Genomic DNA, 22,544 nt, shown 5'->3' with positions numbered 1-22,544 from the left:
GATGACCAGTACAGCCATCACCACCCGCAGCATCACTAGCGCCCTCCATTTTGCGAGCCCCTGAATAGCTCTGGCTGAGGCGCATGCGCGCAACTCTCGATGCCTATCCCGAGGTAGCTGGTGGCTTTGAAATAAGCACTGTAAAGAGGCCTGGTCGACGTGGCGCTTTGGCAGGGCGCGCGCGTGCCCAGTTGCTGTTATGCAAGTTCAGCAGTGAAGGCAGTCAGGTCGAAACTTGCTGGTTATAATCCTGCCCTGCATAGGGAGGATTCATGGACGCTATCGACAATTATGTGTGGCAACAGCTAGTCGCCATTTCTTGGTTTCTGTTGTGCTGGGGTGGCTACACCCGTTACGCCTTGTTCAAGGGGCGGACCACGCCCTGCCTGGCCAGCGTTCTGCACCTGTATCGGGAAGACTGGATGCGCCGCATGTTGCTGCGCGAGAATCGCATCGCCGATGCCAGCGTGATTGGCAATCTGGAGCGCAATGCCTCCTTCTTCGCCTCCAGCACGTTGCTCATCCTGGCCGGTATCCTCACTGTGCTCGGTGCATCTGATCGCGCCGTGTCACTGCTTGCCGACCTGCCATTTATTCAGGCTGCCAGCCGGGAATGGTCCGAGGTCAAGCTGTTGTGTCTGGCCGTGGTGTTTATCTATGCCTTCTTCACCTTCAGTTGGTGCATGCGCCAATACAACTTTGCCGCGGTTCTTATCGGCTCGGCACCGATGGTCGGCGAGCGACATGTCACCGCGCAGGAGCGCAAGGCGTTTGCCGAGCGTACCGCGCGGGTGATTTCGATGGCAGCCAATCAATTTAACCAGGGCTTGCGCGCCTATTATTTCGGCATGGCGATCCTGGCCTGGTTTATCAATCCCTGGTTATTCATGTTGCTCAGCGCGGGTGTGGTACTAGTGCTGTACCGTCGGGAGTTTCATTCCGATGTGTTGGAAGTAATGGTCTATACCCAGACCCCGACGTTCGAACCCGCCAAGGAGAAAAGCGAATGAGCCTGCCGTTCTGGTGCATCTTTATTAGCGCGATACTGATTTTTATTGCCAAGGCGCCAGTGGCCAGGGCCATGCAGCAGGAGAGCGGGGTGTATGACAATCATCACCCGCGCAGCCAGCAAGCCCGGCTGACGGGCTTCGGCGCGCGCGCGTTGGCGGCCCACCTGAATAGCTTTGAGGCCTTTCCGCTGTTTGCCGTGGGCGTTCTGATGGCCCATGTCACCCAAAGCAATGGGGTGCTGGTGGATGGGCTCGCGCTGGCTTTCGTGATCTCGCGGGTGCTGTATCTGCTGTTCTATTGGGCGGATATGCACTGGCAGCGCAGCCTGGTGTGGGGGCTTGGTTTGCTGTGCAGCCTTTTGCTGATGCTGACTCCAGTCGTGTAAAGACAGCAGATATGACAAGGCCCGCATCACGCGGGCCTTGTCATTGAGCGGGTCACCGGCATCTCAGATGGCGTGATTCGCGATCATTGCCGGTGATCGGCTTAGTCTTCCATCACTTCTTCTGTTTTCTGCTTGATGGCATCGCCGGTATCTTTGGCCGCGTCACCCATGGATTCAGCCGCTTCCGACATGGACTCCTTGGCCGATTCCATCTTGTCTTCCGGGGTCTTTTCGCAGGCGGTCATGGCCAGGACAGCAGCGAGAAGCAGGCTATAGGTAATTGTTTTTTGCACGGTCAATACTCCTTGTAGACATTTATGATGGCTGAGTTGCCCCAGGCATAGCCCATTCGAGCATGAGCCGTTCGATTAAGTTCCCAGGCAAGTGTGTTTAGGGGGGCTGCTTCAGCGGTTATGGCGCTATCGAACGCCGTCGCAAAGCGTCTCCAGGTGTGCGTCGCGTGCGGTCAGCCACAGGCGGGAATCACAGCGTCTCAGCCCTGCGCTAATGTGCCTTGGTCCGGTGAGGGGCTATCATGCGCGCCCTTTGTGCCGTTGTGGTGGACTGAATCGATGAGCAATACCCTCATTCTCGAGCGGGCGCAGCGCTTCTTGGTGGCGCTGCGTCATTGCCAGGTGCTCGGCATCCAGGTGCATGATGCCAGTCCCCTCGGTCTGACCCTGCGTTTGCCCTATAGCAGGCAGATAGTGGGTGATCCGGAGTCCGGGGTGATTCACGGTGGTGCGATAACCACCCTGATGGATACCACCTGTGGCATTTCAACGGTCTGCGCGCTCGCGGAGTTCGAGGTTTGCCCAACCCTCGACTTGCGCATCGACTACATGCACCCGGCCGAGCCGAACAAGGACGTATTCGGTTTTGCCGAATGCTACCGGGTTACGCCGAATATCATCTTCACCCGCGGTTATGCCTATCAGGACGACCCGGCGCAGCCGATTGCCCACGTAGTCGGGACTTTCATGCGCATGGGCAAGGGCGTGCCGGGGGATAAACAACTCAAGCGTGACATTCAAGGGGCTGGTGCATGAGTGAGTTGACGCTCAATCAATTGGTATCCCGGGCCCATGACAACGGTGACTACGACTCGCTGATCAGCCGGATGCCTTATGCCAGGTTACTCGGCATGCAATGCCTGCGACTGGGCGAGGACATGGTTTTCCGCTTGCCGGCCAACCAGGACAACATCGGCAACCCGATTCTGCCTGCGTTGCACGGCGGGGTGATCGCCGGCTTCATGGAACATGCCGCCATGCTCCATCTATTGATGTTCATGGGCATCCCACATTTGCCGAAAATCATCGACTTCTCGATAGATTACCTGCGCGCTGGTCATTATCGTGACACCTATGCCCAGTGCCAGGTGTGGCGGCAAGGTCGACGCGTCGCCAACGTGGCAATTACCGCCTGGCAAACCAATCAAACCGAGCCTATTGCCACGGCGCGGGCGCACTTCAAGGTCGATGAGCCTTGAGGCCGCCAGCGTCAACGGACCTGCTCGGTATCTCTACTTAAGGAACCTGAATGGACGCGTTGCTGATCCTCGGTGGCTTGCTGCTGATTCTGGCCGGCCTGGTCTGGCTGGTGATGCGTGCTTTTGGCACGGGTCTGCTCTGGGGCTGGGCGAGCCTCCTGCCGCCGTTTACGTTGCTCTATGTGCTGCGCCACTGGCGCAGTGCGCGCCAGGCGTTGGGCCTCAGTGCCTTGGGGTTTATCCCGCTGGTCGTCGGTTTGACCCTGTTGGCCAGCCAGGATTCGCAGCGCCTGCATGCATTGTTGAGCTTGCAGTGGCTCAAGCCAGAAGTGCAGGCTCCGGCGGAGTTATCCATCGAGTTGCACGGCGAGTTGAATGGCCAGCCATTTGTGCCGCGGCAGGGCGAGTTGCTCGGCAACGTGCTCAGCCTGCGCGAAGGCCAGGATTTTTTTGCTAGCCGCGAACTGGTTATCCGCCTGCAGCAGCCCGTGACGGGCGCCTTGCGCCTTGACGTGTTGCCAGGCGACCAAGGCCCACTGCCGGACATCGAAGTGAGCTGGTTGCTGCCGGAGCAGGATCTGCCCGAGACGCGGCGGCTGAGCCATGGCTACACCCTGCACCTGGACTTGCAGCCGCTGGCGCCGAACAAGCTGGCCGGTGATTTTCATCTGGTCCTGCCGGCGCAATTCAAGACCACCCTGAGCGGCAGGATCGAGGTGTTTCGTGATGGCTTGCGTTATCGCGACGGCAAGGTCGACCGGCAAGTCGACTCAATAGACACCCTGGCCTACGTCATCAGGGATTATCTGCAGCGGCGCTTTGCCACGCGTTCGGTGCAGTTGGGCGACTTGCCAGTGGTGACGCTGCCGGCCGAGGTCCTCGACCTGACCGTCGAGGCGCAGATCAACGGGCAGACGCAGCGCCTGCCCGTGCGCTTGAACAAGAGCGCATCCCGCGGCTGGGCGGTCGACGCCGATCGTTTTGCGCCATTAGCGGAGCGGGCCGTCGTGACGCCAGCCCCGAATGTGGCGGTCGCGCCAGTCGAGACGGCGAGCAGCGAGCGTATTAGCCGTCCACTGGACAGGCGCCTGCGATTCAGCCTGGAAGGTCTGCTGCGCAGCCCAAGCCGCTACGAGAACCTGAGCATGCGCGTATCCACTACGCGTGGCAGTTTGGCGGAGGGGCGATTCCAGGGGGTCGACCAGCAAGGGCGCTTGGTCATCCGCCAGCGTCTGAGCGGTTCGGGCGCGGCCAGCTATGCCTTGCGGCCCGAGGACATCAGCACGATCGAGCTGCTGGAACCTTGAGCGGCCATGAAGCAACGCCCGACTACTGTGCAGCCGTTGCCGAGGGTGCGCTATGCGGAGGGTGGAAATAATCCCCCGTTCTTGCGTAGCACGCCTTGCTGCAAACGCCGGCAGAGGGCCTCGCCGCCGTGTTGGGGTATTTGCACAAGCGCTGAGGCGCTTGGCCAACTACTTGAAATCCCACAGCTTGCCCCCATCTGCATGACATCCGCCGGATTTCGGCTTAGTCAACCATGTGGAGTTAAACGACCATGAGTGTGGAAACTCAAAAAGAAACCCTGGGCTTCCAGACCGAGGTGAAGCAGATGCTTCACCTGATGATCCATTCGATGTATTCGAATAAGGAAATCTTCCTCCGGGAGCTGATTTCCAATGCATCGGATGCGACGGATAAGCTGCGCTTCGAAGCGTTGGCCAAGCCTGAGCTGTTGGAAGGCGGTGCCGAGCTGAAGATTCGCGTCAGCTTCGATAAGAAGGCTAATACCCTCACCCTCGAAGACAACGGCATCGGCATGAGCCGTGAGGAAGCGATTGCCCATCTGGGGACCATCGCCAAGTCGGGCACTTCCGACTTCTTGAAGAACCTGTCGGGTGATCAGAAGAAGGATTCGCACCTGATCGGCCAGTTCGGCGTGGGCTTCTATTCCGCGTTCATCGTCGCCGACAAGGTCGATGTGTTCAGCCGTCGTGCCGGCTTGACGGCAGCCGAGGGTGTACATTGGTCGTCGCAAGGTGAGGGTGATTTCGAGGTCGCGACCATCGAAAAGGCCGAGCGTGGCAGCCGTATCGTCCTGCACCTGAAGAAGGGCGAGGACGAGTTCGCCGACGGCTGGCGTCTGCGCAACATCATCAAGAAATACTCCGATCATATCGCCCTGCCGATCGAGTTGCCGAAAGAGCACCAGGGTGAAGAGGCGGATAAACCGGCCGAACCCGAGTGGGAAACCGTCAACCGCGCCAGCGCGCTGTGGACCCGTCCACGCAACGAGATCAAGGACGAGGAGTACCAGGAGTTCTACAAGCACGTCGCCCACGACTTCGACAACCCGCTGACCTGGAGCCACAACAAGGTCGAGGGCAAGCTGGAATACACTTCGTTGCTCTACGTGCCGGGCCGCGCGCCGTTCGACCTGTACCAGCGCGATGCCTCCAAGGGCCTCAAGCTGTATGTGCAGCGCGTGTTCATCATGGACCAGGCCGACGAGTTCCTGCCGCTGTACCTGCGCTTCATCAAGGGTGTTATCGATTCCAACGACCTGTCGCTGAACATTTCCCGCGAGATCCTGCAGAAGGATCCGGTCATCGATTCGATGAAGTCTGCACTGACCAAGCGCGTGCTGGACATGCTGGAGAAACAGGCGAAGAACGATCCCGAGCAGTACCAGGCATTCTGGAAGAACTTCGGCCAGGTGCTCAAGGAAGGTCCGGCGGAAGATTTCGCCAACAAGGAGAAGATCGCCGGCTTGCTGCGTTTCGCCTCCACCAGCAGCGAGGCAGGTGATCAGAGCGTGGCCCTGGCGGACTACATCGCCCGCATGAAGGAAGGCCAGGACAAGATCTACTACCTCTCTGGCGAATCCTACGCCCAGGTGAAGAACAGCCCGCACCTGGAAGTGTTCCGCAAGAAAGGCATCGAGGTGCTGCTGCTCACCGACCGCATCGATGAGTGGCTGATGAGCTACCTCACCGAGTTCGACGGCAAGCACTTCGTCGATGTCGCCCGTGGCGACCTGGATCTGGGCAAGCTGGACTCGGAAGAGGACAAGCAGGCTCAGGAAGAAGTCGCCAAGGCTAAAGAAGGCTTGGTCGAGCGCTTGAAAACCGCGCTGGGCGAGCAGGTCGCCGAGGTGCGGGTGTCGCACCGCCTGACCGATTCGCCAGCAATCCTGGCGATCGGCGAGCAGGACCTGGGTTTGCAGATGCGTCAGATTCTCGAAGCCAGTGGCCAGAAGGTTCCGGAATCCAAGCCGATCTTCGAGTTCAACCCCAACCATCCGCTGATCGAGAAGCTGGATGCCGAGCCGGACGAAGAGCGTTTCGCCGACCTCAGCCACATCCTCTTCGACCAAGCCGCGCTGGCGGCTGGGGATAGCCTGAAAGATCCGGCTGCCTACGTGCAGCGACTCAACAAACTGCTGGTCGAACTCTCGGCCTGATACTTGTAGCAATGAAAAAAGCCCGCATCAGCGGGCTTTTTTCTTGGCTGCGCGGCACCAGGCGCTACTGTTTGAGGGTGACCCACTAATCAGGAGCAGCTCGATGCACAAATCTCTCATGCCTGTGGCGCTGGCTGGCCTGGTCGGCCTCGCCGAGGCCGCAGTAGTGGTCAAACCCGTGCCGTACCAGATCGACGGTGAAGCCTTCGAGGGCCTGCTGATCTATGACGATGCGGTGAAGACGCCTCGACCCGGCTTGATGATGGTGCCGGATTGGCTGGGGGTGACCGAGAACTCGGCGAAGCAGGCCGAGCTGATTGCCGCAGACCAGTACGTGGTGTTCATGGCCGATATGTACGGCAAGGCGGTGCGCCCGAGCAATGCCGAGGAAGCGGGAGCCGCAGCCGGTGCGCTACGCGGCGACCGGGCCTTGATGCGCAAGCGGGCCCAGGCTGCGGTCGAGGTGCTCAAGGCGCAAGCGCCCCAGGTCGCCCTGGATGCCGGCAAGCTGGGCGCCATTGGCTTCTGCTTCGGCGGCGGCGCGGTACTGGAACTGGCCCGCTCGGGCGCCGACCTGCAAGGCTTCGTATCCTTCCATGGCAATCTGGATACGCCGAACCCGGCCGATGCGCAGAACATCAAGGCGCCGGTGCTGGTGCTGCACGGTGCTGACGATCCATCGGTACCGCCGAAGCAAGTCGAGGACTTCATCGCCGAGATGAAAGCGGCGCACACCGATTGGCAACTGATCAGCTATGGCGGCGCGGTGCATTCCTTCACCAACCCGCAGGCCAATGTACCGGGGCGCAACGACTACCATCCGCGGGTGGCGGCACGGGCCTACAAGGCCATGAACCAGTTGTTCGACGAGGTGTTCGCGGCGCAGTGACTGACGCGCCAACGACGGGCCAAGGTCAAGGACGCTGGCGCTGTCGCCCCGTTAGCGTGGCAGTTCGATGCGCGTGGTTTCTCCCGGCACCTTGGGCCACTCGTTATTTCTCCAGCGCTCCCGCGCTTGCTCGATCAGCGCCGGGTCGCTGGCGACGAAGTTCCAATCGATCCGCCGTGGTCCCAGGGGTTGACCGCCGATCAGCACCAGATGGCTTTCGCCGCAGGCGCTGAGGGTGAAGGCTTCGCCCCCGGGCAGTACCGCCAGGCCACGCAGCGGCAGCGCTTGATCGTCCAGCAGCGCTTCACCATCAATCAGGTACAGCGCCCGCTCCGGGTGTTCGGCAGGAATGGCCAGGCGGGCACCGGCGGCCAATTTGAGCTCGGCGTACAGCGTTGGCGAGCTTACCGTTACAGGCGACTCCAGGCAGAAACCAGTACCGGCGATCAGGCAAATCTGCACGCCCATGGCTTCGCTGCGCGGCAACTTGCTGGCCGGGTGATGGCTGTAACTGGGTTCGCCTTGTTCGTCAGCTGCGGGCAGCGCCAGCCAGACTTGCAGGCCATGCAGGCGCGAGCCAGTTTTTTGCAACGTGGCCGGGGTGCGCTCGATATGCGCCACCGCGCGTCCGGCGGTCATCCAGCTGACTTCGCCAGGCTTGACCAGTTGATCCGAACCGAGGCTGTCCTTGTGCTGCAGTTGGCCTTCGAACAGGTAGGTGAGGGTCGACAGGCCGATATGCGGGTGCTGGTCGATGTTCAGGCCGCGGCCGGGCGCATAGGTCTGTTCGAGGATATGGTCGAAGAAGACGAAGGGGCCGACACTGCGGCATTTGGCCGATGGCAATGGGCGCAGGATCGGTTGCCCCGCGATGTCTTCCTGGCGCGGTCGGATCAGTAGCAGGCCGGTAGCGTTGTGGTTAGCGCTCATGGCAACTCCGGAGTCGGCATATGGCGAGGCTACCAGCCTAGCCCATCGCGGCGGTTGCAGACCAGCGCCGCCAGAGCGTAGCGACGCTGTGCACCTGATCGTTGGCCTTGCCTTTCCAGCCTGGCGCCGTTGCCCGCACCAGGGCGCTGGCTGAACTTGCTGGGCATCTGCCGGGTCTACCCAGTCCATGCTGTCAGGAGGACGCCGCTTTGCCACTTCTACGTTTGAGCCTGATTCTGTTCCTCGCTTTGGCCGCGAGCAGTGCGCATTCCCGCGAGTATCGTTACAGCGATGCCCACTTGCATTACGTCGACTTTTTCCAGGAAAGCGCCGGCATGGACAAGCTGCTCAAGCGCATGGCCGAGGCCAACATCGAACATGTGATGCTGTCGGGCATCCCGGTGGCAAAGAAATGGGATGAGAACGAACCCAAGCGTCCGCGCTACTACGCCGGCGATGACGCCAATGCCTATTGGTACAGCGCCACCGATGTGTTGATCGCGCATGCTTTCAAGCAGCTGCCCGTCGAACAGCGCAGGCGCTTTCACCCCTTCCTGTCCGGCTTCAACCCCACCGACATGAACGCCGATGCACATATCCGCCGTATGCTCGAAATGGATCCGGGCTTGTGGCAGGGAATCGGCGAGGTGTTCACCCGGCACGACGACCTGACCGCGCTGATCCATGGGGATGCCCCACGAGCCGACAACGAGGCGCTGGCGCGGGTCTATCACCTGGCCGCCGAGTACGATCTACCGGTGATGCTGCATGCCAATATCACCTCCAAGCGTGAACGCAACCCGTTGTACCTGGCGGAAATGGAAGCGCCGCTGCGCAATCATCCGCACGTGCGCTTTATCTGGGCACATGCCGGCACCAGCCTGGAAATACACCGGCATCAGGACAAGCTGGACTTCCTCCTGTCGACCCTCGAACGCATGCTCGAAGCCTACCCGAACCTGTATATCGATCTGTCCTGGAGCATGCTCAGGCCCTATCTGCTGGATGAGCAGGGCACGCCCGACCCGCACTGGATCGCGCTGGTCAGTCGCTATCCCGAGCGCTTCATGCTCGGCTCCGACGTGGTCGGTCACTTCGACAGCATGGGCGAACTCATGCGGGGCTTCGAGCCGTTCCTCGATGCGTTGCCCACCGAGGCGGCGCACGGGGTCGCGCGGGACAACTTCCTCGCCATACTGCCGCGCAAGGCAGAGGAAACCCCCGCCAAGTAGCGGCTTGTCATTCGCCTGTCACAAGGGTGTCATAGGCTCGCGCCATCCCAAACAAGGAGCGCGACATGCAATACGCCCGTTTCAGTGCGCTGGCCGCACTCATGCTGATGAGCGGTCTGGTACAGGCCGAGGTACGGGTCGAGGGGCCCGTGGAATACGGCATCTTCGCCAGCCAATACGAGGATTTCAAACCGGGCGAGCGGCTGCTGACCCGCAGCAACCAGCCAATCGAACGCCGCGAACTGATCCCGGCCAAGCTCGGCACCAAATTCGGCATGCGCTACAGCCTGGCGGGCAAGGCCGTTGGCGATGCGCCGCTGACCCTGCTGTATCTCACGCCTGGTATCACAACCCCGGACGGTAGGCGTCACGACAAGTTCGTGGTGACCCAGGCGCTGGTTCCGGGCGCCCCCCAGGACGTCATGGCCTTCGAGTTCAGCGAACCCCATGAGGTCGTTGCGGGTGAGTGGCATTTCCTGGTGTTCCAGGATGACCGCAAGCTGGCCGAGCAGCGTTTTCAGGTGCGCTGAGCCTGGTCAGGCCAGCTGGCTGTGCAGTTGGGTGCCGTTGAGCAGGTTGTCGGCCAGCGGGCAACGCCGTTCGATCTCCTCGAGAAAGGCCTGCTTTTCCTCGCGGTTGAGGTCGGCGTCGATCTCCACCTTGACCCTCAGCGCCTGGAACCCGGGGCGCACGTCATCGCGCCGGCCAAGCAAGCCATCGGGGTCGTAGTCGGCTTCGATCTCGAAACGCATGCCGCGCAGCTCGATCTTCTGCTGATGGGCGATGTAACGGCCCAGGGTGCCGAAGCAGCCGGCCACAGCGGCCATCACCACATCCAGGGGCGTCGGCCCCAGGCCTTGGCCGCCGGCGTGCTGGGGTTGGTCCATGACCAGGCGGTGCTCGCCGCATTGCACCTCGATGCTCATGCCCGCATTCAGCTGTCCCTGGGCGCTGATGGTCTTTATGGTCATGCAGAATTCCTCATGCTGTGGTCATTTGCCCTTGAGACAGGCGTGCTTGGGTTTGGCATCAGCATAGGGCGTGCCGGGACTTGGGCTTTGATCCTGGTCAATCAGTCAGGCGACACGAGTGCATGCAGCTTGAATCCTGCAGCGCCAGCGGCTGACCTGGCTATGCTGTAAGGAATGGCGGGCGGCGAGGTGGCGGCATGGAGGAGGGCGTGCAGATCCTGGTGGTCGACGATGACGAAGGCGTACGTCAGCTACTGGAAGATTACCTCGGCGGACAGGGCTATCGGGTGGCGGGTTGCGCCGATAGTGTCCAGATGCGCGAGTCCCTGCAATCGCAGATTCCCGACCTGGTGCTGCTGGATGTCGGCCTGCCCGGTGAGGACGGCCTGAGCCTGGCGCGCTTTCTACGCGAACACCACGACCTGCCGGTGATCATGATTTCCGGTGCCGGCAGTCCGGTTGACCGCACCATCGGCCTGGAGGTAGGGGCCGACGATTACCTGGCCAAGCCCTTCGACCTTCGTGAACTGCTCGCGCGGGTCAAGACGGTGTTGCGCCGCTATCGGCGAGCAACGCGCAGTGAGCCCGACAAGCCAGCGGGCGGCATTGCGGTGGGCCGTTACCGCCTCGACCTGCAGCGTCGCCAGCTATGCGACGAGCAGGGGCAGGAAGTCGAGCTGACGGCCATGGAGTTCGACTTGTTGCAGGCCTTCGTGCAGCGTCCCAACCGGCCCCTGTCTCGCGATCAACTGCTCAACCTGACCCAGAATCGTGACTGGAACCCTTACGATCGCTCCATCGATATCCGCATCGCTCGTCTGCGCCGTAAGCTGGAGCACGACCCGGAAAAACCACAGATCATTCGTACCGTGCGCGGCGTTGGCTACATGCTGGTGCTCTGAGTCCGGCTTGTTTCAATTGTTTCAGCCTGGTTGCCGCCACGACTGGGCGGCGTTGCACTTCCCTATACTCAGGATTAAGCGGTTGTGGGGAGACATGACATGACTCAGCCGACTCCGACATTGGTCAGCAGTGTCCTCGATCATCCGTTGCGGCAGATCGTCGACAACAGCAGTGCGGTGATCTACATCAAGGACCTGGAAGGCCGCTACTGCTTGGTCAATCCGGCATTTGAGCGCTTCTTCAAATTGCAGGCCGAGCAGGTGCTGGGACGCAGCGACCATGAACTGTTCGCCAGCGAGGTGGCCGATCGACTGCGTGCCAATGATCTGAGCGTGATCAGCCTGCGCCATTCAGTGGAATTCGAAGAGCAGTTGCTGCTGCAGAATCGTTCCTGGACCTATCTGTCGAGCAAATTTCCCCTATTCGACGAGAGGCGACAGGTGATCGCCGTCTGCGGTATCTCCACCGATATCAGCGAGCGCAAGCGGGTCGAGGAGGCGCTGCGGCATGTCGCCCTGGGCGTGGCGGCGGCCAGCAGCGAAGAGGTGTTCGAGGCTCTGGTGCATTATCTGGCGCGCTCGCTGCGTGCCGACTTCGCCTTCGTCAGTCGCATGAGTGACCCCGGTAGTCGGCAATTGAGCACCCTGGCGCTCTACTACGCCGGCAAGTTGCGCGGCAACGTCAGTTACCCGATTGCGGGTACGCCCTGTCAGGATGTATTCGGCAAAGCCTTTCACCTGGTCGAGTCTGGGTTGGGCCAGCGTTATGCCGCCGACGAAAGCCTGCGCGTATTCAACCTGGACAGCTATGCCGGCTACCCCTTGTTTGCCAGCGATGGTCGGCCACTGGGACTGATCGCCGTGGGGCACAGCGGGCCGCTGCCGGCGCGCAATCAGGTCGAGTCTATCCTGCGCATCTTCTCCGTACGGGCCGCCGCAGAGCTGCAGCGGCTGGATGCCGAGGCCAGCTACCGGGCGATCTTCGAGGCCTCGGAGGACGCTATCTTCGTTCATGACTTGGACAGCGGCGCCCTGGTGGATGTCAATCCACGCGCCTGCCAGGCCTATGGCTATAGCTACTCGGAAATGTTGCAGCGCAATATCGACGTCTTCAGTGCCGGCTCTTCACCCTACACCGGCGAGGACGCCGCCAGCTGGCTGAGGCGGGCGCGCAACGAGGGGCCGCAGCGCTTCGAGTGGCGCAGGCGCAACCGTGACGGCAGCCTGCACTGGGATGAGGTGTTCCTCAAGCGTGCGACCATCGGCGGGATCGACCGCATTCTTGCCTTCACCCGCGAAATAACCCAGCGCAAGGAAGCCGAGAGTGCCTTGCGCGCGAGTGAACAGCAGTACCGCACCATCGTCGGCAGTGCGTTGGACTGCATCATCGGCATGGACGCCCAAGGACGTATTACCACCTTCAATCCCGCAGCCGAGCAGTGTTTCGGCTATCGCCGAGACGAGGTGCGGGGCCAGCCCCTGGCCGAGTTGCTGATTCCCCAACGCACCCGCGCCGCTCACCAGCAGGGTTTTCAGCGTTATCTGCAAACCGGTGAAGGTCCCTACCTGGGGCGGCGGGTCGAGGTGCGGGCGCAGCGCGCCAGCGGCGAGGAGTTCCCAGCCGAACTGGCCATTTCCGTGGTGGAGAGCCCAGAGGGGCCCCACTTCATCGGTTTCGTACGCGATATCACCGAGCGCCAAGAGGCCGAGCAGCAGCGCGAGCGACTCGAGCAGCAGCTGCGCCAGGCTCAGCGCATGGAGGCAATCGGCCATCTGACTGGCGGTATCGCCCACGACTTCAATAACCTGCTGACCAGCATGCTCGGCTATACGGTCATGGCCGAAGAGCTGGCCGAGAACCAAGACGACGAACGCCTGTGCCGCTACCTGGCTCGGGTGCAGCAGTCGGCGGAAAAAGCCCGCGATCTGATCCAGCAAATGCTCACCTTCAGTCGCGGCAGCCGCGGCCAGCCGCAGCCGGTGCGCCTGAGCAAGTTGATCGGCGATTTTCTCCAGCTGCTGCAGTCGACCTTGCCCGCCAGCGTGGAGATAGTGACGGAGCTGACCGCCGACCTGCCGCCGGTGCTGGTCGACCCGGTGCAGTTGGAGCAGGTATTGATGAACTTGTGCATCAATGCCCGCGATGCCATGGGCAGCGTCGGCCGCCTGCGTATCGCCCTGCAGCGTTGCCGGGTAGAGCAGGGGGTGTGCGCGTCCTGTCAGCAGTGCTTTGCTGGCGATTATTTGCGGCTGTCGGTGGAGGATTCCGGGCCAGGTATTGCCGAGGAACTGCAGGGCCGAATCTTCGAGCCATTCTTCAGCACCAAGGCGCAGGGGCAGGGCAGCGGCATGGGCCTGTCCATGGCCCATGGCATCGTCCATGAATATTCCGGGCATATCCACTTGCGCAGCGAGGTCGGCAAGGGCTCTCGCTTCGAGGTGCTGATTCCGTTGCTCGACGAAGACTTGAGCCAGGCGCAGCCAGTCAAGCCTGCTGCGCGGGCTGAGAACGTCTGGCCCAGGTTGCGTGGACGCGTGGCGGTGGTCGACGATGACCCGCTGGTGGTCGAGTACATGGCCGAACGTCTGGCGGCCTGGGGCCTCGAGGTGCAGGTTTGGCGCGACGCCGAGCAGGCTTCGGTGGCGTTGTTGAGCACCCCTTATGCCTGGGATGTGGTGATCCTCGACCAGTGCATGCCACGCCTGACCGGCTTGCAGCTAGCCCGGCGCCTGCTGGCTGCCCGTGCCGATTGGCCGATCGCGCTCTATACCGGGTTCAGTGATGGCTTGGATGAGAGCGAGGTGCTGGCCCAGGGCGTCTGTGCACTGCTGCACAAGCCCCTCGACCAAGTTCGGCTGCATGATTGGTTAAGCGCCACGCTGGCCCACGAAGCCGACTGAAACCAAACCCATACAAAGCATGCACGCCCAGTGGTTCTACTGATACAGGCGCAGTGCAACCTGACCTCAACTGCAGAACGGTCTGCAGCTTTCCCAAACGAGGCAGGACATACCGATGAAACGCTATGTGATCGAACGCCACATCCCCCGTGCCGGACAAATGGACCAGGCCGAACTGGCCGTTGCTGCGCGCCACTCTCATCAGGTTCTCAAGGGCTTGGGTGGCGATATCCAGTGGCTGCACTCCTATGTCACCGACGACAAGCTGTTCTGTATCTACCTGGCCGAGGATCCGGAGTTGATCCAGCGCCATGCACAGCTCAGTGGCTTTCCGGCGGATCGCATCACCGAGGTGTGCAACGTGCTGGATGCCGGTCACGCCGCCAGTTAATCCCCCAATTCAGCGACCAGCCGAGCAGATCTGGTCTGCCATGAGGTTCCTACCATGAAACGCCTTGCGATCTTTTTCTACGGTGTGGCCAGCTACGCCGTGTTTTTTGCCACCTTTCTTTATGCCATCGCTTTTGTTGGCGACCTGCCGCTGGTGCCGCAGCGGATAGACGGTGTGCCCGAGCTGGCGCTGGGTAATGCCCTGGTGATCGACGTGCTCTTGCTGACGTTGTTCGCTGTACAGCACAGTGTGATGGCGAGGCCGGCCTTCAAGGCCTGGTGGACGCGGATCATTCCGCAGGCTGCCGAACGCAGCACGTATGTCCTGCTTTCCAGCCTGGCCCTGATTGCCCTGTTCTACTTCTGGCAGCCGCTGGGCGGGGTCATCTGGCAGGTGGAGAATCGCAGTGGTCGTCTGCTGCTGTCGGCTGGGTTCGCCTTCGGTTGGGCGCTGGTGCTGTACAGCACCTTCCTGATCAACCACTTCGACCTGTTCGGCTTGCGTCAGGTTTGGTTGCATCTGCTGGGCAAGCCTTACACCGCGCTGCCGTTCAAGACTCCGGCGGCCTACAAGGTGGTGCGCCATCCGCTGTATCTGGGCTGGTTCTTCGCCTTCTGGTGCACCCCGCAGATGACCGCCACTCACCTGCTGTTCGCGCTGCTGACCAGTGCTTACATCCTGATCGGCATCTTCTTCGAAGAACGCGATCTGCTGCGGGCCCATCCCGAGTACCAGGCCTATCGCCAGCGTGTGCCCATGTTGTTGCCGCGCTTCAGGACCAAGGCGGCGAGTGAGGACGCGCAGGAAGTGGCTTGAATGCCAGGCAAAAAAAGGGCGCCCTGTGGGCGCCCTTTGTCGTGCGGTCAACTGCTTCTGGTTAAACCAGTCGCTGCAGGTACCGCTTTACTTGCCGGTCCAGCGCTTCAGTACCAGGGTGGCGTTGGTGCCACCGAAGCCGAAGCTGTTGCTCATGACGGTGTCGATCTTGGCATTTTCGACGGTGCTGCGCTGAATCGGCAGATCGGCGATTTCCGGATCGATTTCTTCGATGTTGACCGAGCCGGCGATGAAGTTGCCTTCCATCATCAGCATGCAGTAGATCGCTTCCTGGACGCCGGCAGCACCCAGGGAGTGGCCGGTCAGGCTCTTGGTCGAGCTGATGGCCGGGGCCTTGGCGCCGAACACTTCGCGAACTGCGCGGCTTTCCGCGACGTCGCCGACCGGGGTCGAGGTGCCATGGGTGTTCAGGTAGTCAATGGGCGTATCCACGGTGGCCAGCGCCTGCTGCATGCAGCGCACGGCGCCTTCGCCACTCGGGGCAACCATGTCGTAGCCGTCGGAAGTAGCGCCGTAACCGACGACTTCCGCATAGATCTTGGCGCCGCGCTTGAGCGCATGCTCCAGCTCTTCGACCACGACCATGCCGCCGCCACCGGCAATGACGAAACCGTCACGCTTGGCGTCGTAGGCACGCGATGCCTTGTCCGGGGTGGCATTGTACTGAGTGGAGAGGGCGCCCATGGCGTCGAACAGGAAGCTCTGGCTCCAGTGCTCTTCTTCGCCGCCGCCGGCGAAGACCATGTCCTGCTTGCCCATCTGGATCTGCTCCATCGCGTTGCCGATGCAATGGGCGCTGGTGGCGCAGGCCGAGGAGATGGAGTAGTTCACGCCCTTGATCTTGAACGGGGTGGCCAGGCAGGCGGAAACGGTGCTGCCCATGGTCCGCGGTACGCGGTAGGGGCCGACACGCTTGACGCCTTTCTCGCGCAGGATGTCCATGGCTTCCATCTGGTTGAATGTGGAAGCCCCACCGGAGCCGGCGATCAGGCCGACCCGCGGGTTGGATACTTGCTCGTCACTGAGCCCAGCATCGGCGATGGCCTGCTGCATGGACAGGTAGGCGAAGGCCGCCGCATCGCCCATGAAGCGGTAGACCTTGCGGTCGATCAGCTCTTCCAGATTCAGGTCAACGGAGCCGGAAACCTGGCTGCGCAGGCCCTTCTCGGCGTATTCAGGATTGAACCGAATGCCCGACTTGCCAGCGCGAAGGCTAGCGGAGACGGCTTCTTTGTCATTGCCCAGGCAGGAAACGATGCCCAGACCAGTAATCACGACGCGACGCATGGGGGGAATCCTTTAAAAACTGTCGGTAGAAGTAAACAGGCCGACGCGCAAGCCTTCGGCGCTGTAGATCTCGCGGCCATCGACGCTGACCGTACCATCGGCGATGGCCAGGATCAGCGAACGGGTAATGGTGCGTTTGATCTGTATGTTATAGGTCACTGTCTTGGCCGTCGGTAGAATCTGACCAAAGAACTTAACTTCGCCCGAGCCGAGCGCACGGCCACGGCCTGGGTTGCCTTGCCAGCCGAGGAAGAAGCCGACCAACTGCCACATGGCGTCGAGGCCAAGGCAGCCTGGCATCACCGGGTCACCTTCGAAGTGACAACCGAAGAACCACAGGTCCGGGGTGATATCGAGTTCTGCAACGATCTCGCCCTTGCCATACTTGCCGCCAGTGTCGCTGATGTGGGTGATGCGATCGATCATCAGCATGTTCGGGGCGGGCAGTTGCGCATTACCCGGGCCGAACAGTTCGCCGCGGCTGCAGCGCAACAGGTCTTCCCGAGTGAAGGCGTTTTGTTTGGTCATGCGAGCTCCTCAATATTTCCCATGCGCCAAGGCTGGGTGAATCGTCCTGGGCGGTCACGCTACTATTGTGCGTCTACCGGTAGCCTAGTCATAGACTGTTGCGTTGTGGTGAAAGTCACAGCGCGCTGAGTACCGCGGTACTCCGTCCCCGATATCTTGCCACAGCGGGGCGCATTGGTAAGCCCATGTAGGTCAAGCCTGCAACACTTTAGTTGTCTTGAACACTGGTCGATGGTCGGGGTGGCAGCCAGCGTAGCAGTATCCGTTGCAGATCGGCGCGCTTGAAGGGTTTGGCCAGGTAATCATTCATGCCGGCATCCAGACAGGTCTCGCGATCGCCCTGCAAGGCATTGGCGGTGAGGGCGATGATCGGTGTATCGGCCTGGCCCGCGAGGTGGCGAATTTGCCGGGTGGCCTCATAGCCATCCATGATCGGCAGACGGCAATCCATCAGGATGGCGGCAAAGTGCTGGCGCGCCACGCTTTGTACCGCCTGGGCACCATCGCCGACCAGGCAGACCTGATACCCGAGGCTGCGCAACATGGCCTCGATCACGGTCTGGTTGACCGGATTGTCCTCGACCAGGAGCACATCCTGACCTTGTCCTTGGCGCTCTTGTGCCGGAGCATTCACGGTGATCGGGCGGAGCTGACGGGAGAAGGGCAGGGGGATTTCCAGGGTGAACACCGACCCGCATTGCTCCTGGCTTTCGCCGCGCAGGGTGCCGCCCATGCGCTCGGCCAGGGTGCGGGCGATTGGCAAACCCAGACCGGTACCGCCGTAGCGCCGGGAAATCGAGGTGTCGGCCTGCTGGAAAGCGTCGAACATGTGTTCCAGGCGATCGGCCGAGATGCCTATGCCACTGTCGTGCACGGCACAGGTGAGCCACAGCACCTGATCATCCAGCGCTTGCCAGCGGATTTGCACGCGGATATTGCCGGCTTCGGTGAACTTCAGTGCATTACCGATCAGGTTGACCAGGATCTGCCGAATGCGTGTCGGGTCGCCTTGAACTTCAAGCGACTCCAGGCCGCCTTGGGTGTCCAGTTGTAGCGCCAGGCCGCGTTGCTGGGCGCTGTGCTGGAACACCTGCACGCAAGCCTGGACCAACTCCAGCAGGTTGAAGGCGATGGATTCCAGTTCCAGTGCCCCGCGCTCAATGCGTGAGAAGTCGAGAATGTCATTGATGACTTTCAGCAGGTGCTCGGTGGATTCGGCAGCCAGCGCCGCATATTCCACCTGTTCCTGGGTCATCTGGGTGGTCTCCAGCAATTGCAGCATGCCCAGTACGCCATTCATCGGGGTGCGCAGTTCGTGGCTCATCATGGCCAGGAAATCGGATTTGGCGCTGTTGGCACGCTCCGACTCTTCACGTGCCTTGACCAGCAGCGCCATGGCTTGCTTCTGCTCGAGGCCGGCACGATTCAGGCCAGTGGCCAGGTTGTTGATATGTCGGGCCAGGGCGCCCAGTTCGCCATCCTCGGGTTCGGGCAGGGCAGTGTGGAAGTCGCCGCCCTGGATCGCCGTGACTGCGTCGCCCATGGCGCTCAGGGGTTGTGACAAGCGGCGGGCCAGGCGGCGGGCGAGGATGTAGGTCAGGATCAGGGCGAGCAGCGCCAGGGCTGTGGCCTTGAGGAGAATTTCCTGTTGCCGGCTGTTGAAGGCGTCATTCGACATGCCGACCACAACACGCCCCAGGTCGTGCTCGGTAGCTTGCCCCGGGTCACTCGGCGGTGTTTGCAGAAAGTCGCCGTCCAGTGCGATCCGCTGCAGGCGAATGGGTGCATGGAAGATTTCCACCTGTGCGTTGCCCTGGCCTTTACTGCTGGGCTGTTCGACATACACCAGGATGTTGTCGGCGCGGTCACGCACTTCGAGAAAGCGCACGTGCGGGGTCTTCAGGGTGGCCTGCAACAGGGCATCGAGCACCCCAAGGTTGCCGGAGATAACCCCGTATTCGGTTGCCGGAGCCAGCTGACTCGCAATCAACTGGCCAGTGTGGTCGAGTTCTTGGCGCAGATCCTGTAGGCGCTCGAAGGTGAAAAAACCAGTCAGCAGCAACGTCATCAGCAGCGCCGGCCCGACACTGATCAACTGCGTGCGGGTATGCAGGTCCCAGCCACGGCCCAGCTTCATAGGTTTTCTCCTTCAGCCACTTGCTGCGCCAGGCGCGCATCATCGGCCAGTTCTATGGCCAGTGCGCGTGCCACTTGGCGGTTGCCGCGTACTTTGAAATAGGCGGGGTAAGCGCTGCGCGGCCAGCTCTCGGGCGGCTGGTCGAGCAGTTGGTTGAGGCTGTTCAGCCAGTCTTGCCGGTCGCTGTAAATGCTCGCCAGGCTGCCGGCGCGCACGAAACTGGAGTTGGGGCCGATCATGGCGCGCTGCTGGGCATAGCTGGTGAGCAACAGGTTCTTTGCGGTGCGTGGATTGAACAGGTCCTCATCGTTCACTCCGTACAGCAGGTCAGTGCGTTGCAGCAGGGCCAGCAGGGGCCGATTGTCATGGGTGTCCGGCCAGGCTTGGCCAACGATCTCCAGCCCCAGCGGCGTGGCGGCGCGGCGCAGTTCGTCGAGCAGGAACTGGCTGTGCTCGTCGTAGAGCACGCCAATCCGCTGTGCCTGCGGCACCAGCAAGCGTGTCAGGCGCAATTGGCGGGCGGGAGCCGGGTCGCTCCAGAGCAGGCTGATATGCGCTGGACGGCGATTGCCGAGGCGTTGCTGGGCATGCAAGCGGCTGATGCGCAGCATCAGGGTCGGTGGGCCGGATGTCCTCAGGCGCCAGTCGAGGGCCTGCAGGTCGAGCAGGACCAGGCGGGTATCGGCAGGAATTTGTGTGGGGCTCGGCAGTTGTGCCAGCGGCATGAAGCGCACTCGATCCAGCGGGCGCAGCTCGGCCAGGGCGGCGCTGAATGCGCGTATGGCTGGGTTGTCTTCGGCGCCGCTGAGGATGATCTCGGCAGCACGCAACGGCAGGCTGCACGAGAGGCAGCAGAATAGGAGCCAGTAGCGTATCCATGAATAGTGCATGGGGCTCATCCGTGAGGCGGTGTAATCCATCCTAGAAGTCTAGCTCCGCACTGAAATACAGCAGGTGTCGTTGGTCGTGACGGTTTTCTTGCCAGGTCATAGGCTCATCGTCGAGGCGCTGTTGCAAGACACCGGCCAGTTCCAGGGCGGTAGTGCCGATGACCATATGTTTGGCCACGCGCAGGTCCAATCGTTCGAAATGGTATTGATTGAGTTGGTCGGCGCCGTAATAGAACAGACCGCTCGACCAGCCTTGGCCCCAGTCGCGCAACCAACCGGCGGAACCGCTGTGGCGCGCGGTGAGAGGCCGGTCGAGATGACTGCTGGCGCTGAAGTCGACCAGGGCGTAGCTCAGGCGCAGACGGTCGGCATGGCCGAGTTGCCAGTCGAGCTGGGTCTCGACTCCGCTGAAATGCATGCGGTTGGCGTTGTTCGGGAAAAACCTGTCGTTGCGCAGCGGCTCGCTGATCATGCTGTGGATTTCGTCGTAGAACAGCTTGATATCCAGGTCGATGCCGGCGTTGGCAAAGGAACCGTTGTAGCCGAGTTCACGCGAACGCATGATTTCCTGGTCAAGGTTGCCGGGGCCACGGGAGCGAGCGAAGTAGGTCGCGCTGCTCTGACCGAAGGCCTGCGGCTGCAGGTTGCGCACTCGGTAGCGCCAGTCGACGTTGTTCTCGTACATGTCTGGCGAACGCACGGCTTCGGAGTACACCGCGCGCAGGCCGTGGCGCGGAGTGATCAGGTAGTTGACGGCGATGCGCGGGGTCAGCGAACTGCCCGAAAGCTGGTCGTCTTCCAGCATGGCGCCACCCTGCACCAGCCAGTGGGCGCCGAGTTGCCATTCCAGGTGGCCGAACAGGCGCCAGATGTGGTTGCTCAATGCGCCGTTGAAATAGGTCTCGGAGTCCGCCTGATCGTAGCGATAGCTTAGGCCGCTGAGCAGGCGCAAGTCGTCGGACAGGCTCAGGGTGTCCTGCAGTTCGAAATCGTAGCGGGTCTCGCGGATGCTCTGGCTGACGTCGCCGCAGACGGGGCGGGTCGCACCGCCGTCCAGCTGGGCCAGCACGGCGCCGGCCAGCGTCTGCTCCTGGGCAGTCCCCGCAGGCAGCACGGCAGTGCCGGGGTCGCTCTTGAGCTGCTTCACATAGTCGCCGAACTTGACCACATAGAACGGATTGAGGTCCCACAGCTGGCCCAGCTCCGGACTGAGCGCGACTTCCGCCTCGCAGGCGCGCCAGACCTGCTTGCGTTGCCAGTGTTGTGCCGAACTTTGCAGGTGGAGGCTGTGCTCGGGGCTCAAGTCCAGGGTCCAGCGCAGCGAGCCGGCGTAGTCGCGGGCCTTGACATCCGAGCCCTTGTCGCCAGGCGCGATGGCGTCGAATACCGGGGTGTAGCCATAGGGCCGCTGGTTGCTGCCTTCCTTGGCCGCCAGTTGCCAGTCGAGGCTGTGGCGGCTGTCGAGTTGCTGGCTGGCGGATAGGTTGAAGCGGTTAAGCCGACGGCTGTCGCGGTAATCGCGGCCGAACTGGTCGTGATCGAAGCCGTCATCTTGCAGGCCCGACAGTGACAGGCGCAGTGCGCCGTCCGGCCATGCACTGCCGTGGCTGGCGAACCAGTCATGGATACCGCGCTGGCCCTGGGTGGTCTTCAGGCGCGTGCCGCGGCTGTCGAGGGGGTGGCGGGTGAGGATATTGATCACCCCCATCAGGGCGTTGGCACCATAGCTGACGGTGTTCGGTCCGCGAAACACTTCGATGCGCTCGATGTCTTCGATGGCCACGGGAATATCCGTCCAGTCCACGCTGGCCAGGCCGGGGCGATAGACCGAGCGACCATCGACCAGCACCTGTAGGCGGCGCGCCTCGGTGACGTTGCTGCCATGGTAGTTGGCGGTAGCCTGGTTGCCGTTGCGGTAGCCGACCATCATGCCTGGTACCAGGCGCAGCAGCTCCGGGATATCACGGGCGCCGCTGGCTGTGATCAAGGCACTGTCGAGTACCGTGACGCTGCCGGGTACTGCCGCCGGTGACTGCTTCAGGCGCGTGGCAGTCAGCACCTCAGGCATGGCGGAGTCGCTGTCGAACAGGTCATTGGCCAACACTTGGCCAGTGGCCAGCAATGCCAGCAGCGTCAGATGAAGTGAAGCTCGGGTGTTGATTGCCACGCAACGGCCCTGTTCGTGGTGAGGGGGCGGCATATTAACCGAGCGACACGGCTTTTTCAGTCGACCTGCACACGCGGGCGCGCATTTCTGCCAGTCCTGGCCAGGCTTGAGCTCCAGCTAAAAGCTGGCCG

At 61.8% G+C, this 22,544-nt stretch carries 21 protein-coding genes; 13 read left to right on the top strand and 8 right to left on the bottom strand.

Annotated features, from left to right (window positions below; translation table 11 throughout):
- Positions 1-272: 272 nt before the first annotated feature.
- Together PH586_RS04755 and PH586_RS04750 are read left to right on the top strand one after the other, a co-directional pair.
- The gene (locus tag PH586_RS04755) at positions 273-1,010 is read left to right on the top strand and encodes a DUF599 domain-containing protein (protein ID WP_271346632.1); all 738 of its coding nucleotides are present in this window, start codon (positions 273-275) and stop codon (positions 1,008-1,010) included.
- On the top strand, positions 1,007-1,396 hold the full coding sequence (locus PH586_RS04750; RefSeq protein WP_271346631.1) for an MAPEG family protein: 390 nt from the start codon (positions 1,007-1,009) through the stop codon (positions 1,394-1,396). Before PH586_RS04755 ends, PH586_RS04750 begins: the two co-directional genes overlap by 4 nt.
- Positions 1,397-1,497: 101 nt before the next feature.
- Here the strand turns inward: PH586_RS04750 and PH586_RS04745 are convergent, their stop codons facing one another.
- Positions 1,498-1,689: an outer membrane protein assembly factor BamD gene (locus tag PH586_RS04745; protein WP_271346630.1), complete on the bottom strand. Its 192-nt coding sequence runs from the start codon at positions 1,687-1,689 to the stop codon at positions 1,498-1,500.
- A 279-nt stretch (positions 1,690-1,968) separates the two neighbouring features.
- Here PH586_RS04745 and PH586_RS04740 point away from each other — a divergent pair, with 279 nt between their 5' ends.
- The 5 genes from PH586_RS04740 (at position 1,969) to PH586_RS04720 (ending at position 7,240) form a co-directional block, all read left to right on the top strand.
- Positions 1,969-2,445: a PaaI family thioesterase gene (locus PH586_RS04740; RefSeq protein ID WP_271346629.1), complete on the top strand. Its 477-nt coding sequence runs from the start codon at positions 1,969-1,971 to the stop codon at positions 2,443-2,445.
- Entirely contained in the window at positions 2,442-2,888 is a 447-nt protein-coding gene (locus PH586_RS04735; RefSeq protein WP_271346628.1) for a PaaI family thioesterase, read from the top strand. The genes PH586_RS04740 and PH586_RS04735 overlap by 4 nt, the downstream gene beginning before the upstream one ends.
- A 50-nt stretch (positions 2,889-2,938) precedes the next feature.
- The gene (locus PH586_RS04730; protein ID WP_271346627.1) at positions 2,939-4,195 is read left to right on the top strand and encodes an MFS transporter; all 1,257 of its coding nucleotides are present in this window, start codon (positions 2,939-2,941) and stop codon (positions 4,193-4,195) included.
- Positions 4,196-4,446: 251 nt separating this feature from the next.
- Positions 4,447-6,351, top strand: coding sequence for a molecular chaperone HtpG (gene htpG / locus PH586_RS04725; protein WP_271346626.1), 1,905 nt, complete (start codon positions 4,447-4,449; stop codon positions 6,349-6,351).
- 103 nt (positions 6,352-6,454) lie between these two features.
- Complete coding sequence (locus PH586_RS04720; protein WP_271346625.1) at positions 6,455-7,240, top strand: dienelactone hydrolase family protein; 786 nt, start codon at positions 6,455-6,457, stop codon at positions 7,238-7,240.
- Between the two features lie 51 nt (positions 7,241-7,291).
- On the opposite strand, the gene PH586_RS04715 is transcribed toward PH586_RS04720, so the two are convergent.
- On the bottom strand, positions 7,292-8,170 hold the full coding sequence (locus PH586_RS04715; protein ID WP_271346624.1) for a pirin family protein: 879 nt from the start codon (positions 8,168-8,170) through the stop codon (positions 7,292-7,294).
- A gap of 209 nt (positions 8,171-8,379) precedes the next feature.
- Here PH586_RS04715 and PH586_RS04710 point away from each other — a divergent pair, with 209 nt between their 5' ends.
- A complete protein-coding gene (locus tag PH586_RS04710; protein WP_271346623.1) occupies positions 8,380-9,402 on the top strand; it encodes an amidohydrolase family protein in 1,023 nt (340 codons plus the stop codon).
- 65 nt (positions 9,403-9,467) lie between these two features.
- A complete protein-coding gene (locus PH586_RS04705) occupies positions 9,468-9,932 on the top strand; it encodes a DUF3859 domain-containing protein (RefSeq protein WP_271346622.1) in 465 nt (154 codons plus the stop codon).
- Positions 9,933-9,938: 6 nt separating this feature from the next.
- On the opposite strand, the gene PH586_RS04700 is transcribed toward PH586_RS04705, so the two are convergent.
- Positions 9,939-10,373 (bottom strand): OsmC family protein, encoded by a 435-nt coding sequence (locus tag PH586_RS04700; protein WP_271346621.1) that lies wholly within the window; start codon positions 10,371-10,373, stop codon positions 9,939-9,941.
- Between the two features lie 197 nt (positions 10,374-10,570).
- Between PH586_RS04700 and PH586_RS04695 the strand changes: the two genes are divergently transcribed.
- From PH586_RS04695 to mddA, 4 genes are all read left to right on the top strand, one after another.
- Complete coding sequence (locus PH586_RS04695; RefSeq protein ID WP_271346620.1) at positions 10,571-11,275, top strand: response regulator; 705 nt, start codon at positions 10,571-10,573, stop codon at positions 11,273-11,275.
- 99 nt (positions 11,276-11,374) lie between these two features.
- Positions 11,375-14,176, top strand: coding sequence for a PAS domain S-box protein (locus PH586_RS04690; RefSeq protein ID WP_271346619.1), 2,802 nt, complete (start codon positions 11,375-11,377; stop codon positions 14,174-14,176).
- A gap of 115 nt (positions 14,177-14,291) precedes the next feature.
- Complete coding sequence (locus tag PH586_RS04685; RefSeq protein WP_271346618.1) at positions 14,292-14,567, top strand: DUF4242 domain-containing protein; 276 nt, start codon at positions 14,292-14,294, stop codon at positions 14,565-14,567.
- 54 nt (positions 14,568-14,621) lie between these two features.
- Positions 14,622-15,383 (top strand): methanethiol S-methyltransferase, encoded by a 762-nt coding sequence (mddA, locus tag PH586_RS04680; protein ID WP_271346617.1) that lies wholly within the window; start codon positions 14,622-14,624, stop codon positions 15,381-15,383.
- Positions 15,384-15,470: 87 nt separating this feature from the next.
- On the opposite strand, the gene fabB is transcribed toward mddA, so the two are convergent.
- From fabB to PH586_RS04655, 5 genes are all read right to left on the bottom strand, one after another.
- Positions 15,471-16,691: a beta-ketoacyl-ACP synthase I gene (fabB, locus tag PH586_RS04675; RefSeq protein ID WP_271346615.1), complete on the bottom strand. Its 1,221-nt coding sequence runs from the start codon at positions 16,689-16,691 to the stop codon at positions 15,471-15,473.
- A gap of 12 nt (positions 16,692-16,703) precedes the next feature.
- Positions 16,704-17,219: a 3-hydroxyacyl-[acyl-carrier-protein] dehydratase FabA gene (gene fabA, locus PH586_RS04670; RefSeq protein ID WP_238041459.1), complete on the bottom strand. Its 516-nt coding sequence runs from the start codon at positions 17,217-17,219 to the stop codon at positions 16,704-16,706.
- A gap of 208 nt (positions 17,220-17,427) precedes the next feature.
- Positions 17,428-19,356 (bottom strand): ATP-binding protein, encoded by a 1,929-nt coding sequence (locus PH586_RS04665; protein WP_271346614.1) that lies wholly within the window; start codon positions 19,354-19,356, stop codon positions 17,428-17,430.
- Positions 19,353-20,246, bottom strand: a complete 894-nt coding sequence (locus tag PH586_RS04660) for an ABC transporter substrate-binding protein (RefSeq protein ID WP_271346612.1) — start codon at positions 20,244-20,246, stop codon at positions 19,353-19,355. The genes PH586_RS04665 and PH586_RS04660 overlap by 4 nt, the downstream gene beginning before the upstream one ends.
- A gap of 31 nt (positions 20,247-20,277) precedes the next feature.
- Entirely contained in the window at positions 20,278-22,446 is a 2,169-nt protein-coding gene (locus PH586_RS04655; RefSeq protein WP_271346610.1) for a TonB-dependent receptor plug domain-containing protein, read from the bottom strand.
- Between the last annotated feature and the right edge of the window lie 98 nt (positions 22,447-22,544).

Source organism: Pseudomonas aestuarii (assembly GCF_027988105.1).
GTDB classification, from domain to species: Bacteria; Pseudomonadota; Gammaproteobacteria; order Pseudomonadales; family Pseudomonadaceae; genus Aquipseudomonas; species Aquipseudomonas aestuarii.
Note: the sequence above shows the minus strand (reverse complement) of the source record. Positions and strands in the feature narration are given on the sequence as shown.